Origin of the sequence: Bradyrhizobium agreste, assembly GCF_016031625.1 — a bacterium.
GTDB classification, from domain to species: domain Bacteria; phylum Pseudomonadota; class Alphaproteobacteria; order Rhizobiales; family Xanthobacteraceae; genus Bradyrhizobium; species Bradyrhizobium agreste.
This window is the reverse complement of sequence record NZ_JACCHP010000067.1, coordinates 1-710: the sequence shown is the minus strand read 5'-3', so window position 1 is coordinate 710 and position 710 is coordinate 1. Positions and strand designations below refer to the sequence as shown.

Genomic DNA, 710 nt, shown 5'->3' with positions numbered 1-710 from the left:
CGGGCCATTAAGCGACATTGCCAAGTCGAGGCTATCAATTGAACCGCGGGCGTAGGGCGGCGCCGCAGGGCGCGCGGCGCGCTGATATGTGCTAAGCTTTTCTGGCCGGTTAAGCATCGGGAGAGGATTGTGACGCGACGCGAGTTCATCACACTCGTCAGCAGCGCGGCGGCAATCCGACCGCTCGGCGCGCGTGCAGAGCGCCCGCCAGAACGTGTCCTCTATTTCACATACTCGGCCGGCTATCGGCACGACGTCATACCACTTTCCGAAGCAATCCTGACGCAGCTTGGAAGGAATTCCGGTGCCTTTGAAGTCATCGCAACGGAAGACTTGTCTGAATTTTCGACCGGAAACCTCGAGCGGTACGCCGCTGTGATGTTCTACACAAGCGGTGAAATTCCGATGGGCGGCGCCCAAAAGACAGCACTTCTCAACTTTGTGCGCTCGGGCCGTGGCTTTCTCGGCGTTCATTCGGCCACGGACACATTCTACACTTGGCCAGACTATCTCGATCTGATCGGCGGCTACTTCAACGGTCATCCCTGGCATCAGGGTGTGACCATCGAGGTGGCTGATGTTGCAGATCCACTGGTGGCGTTTCTGGGGAATTCGTTTCAGTTGAACGATGAAATCTACCAGATCAGCGACTTCGACTATCGCGGATCACGCGTGCTCCTGCGCCTCGACCAAAGGTCGGTGGACCTCAA

At 57.7% G+C, this 710-nt stretch carries 1 protein-coding gene; it reads left to right on the top strand.

The window, feature by feature from the left end:
* Window positions 1-129: 129 nt before the first annotated feature.
* The coding region (locus tag HZZ13_RS36340) for a ThuA domain-containing protein (RefSeq protein WP_197964216.1) at window positions 130-710 on the top strand (581 nt) is incomplete at its 3' end.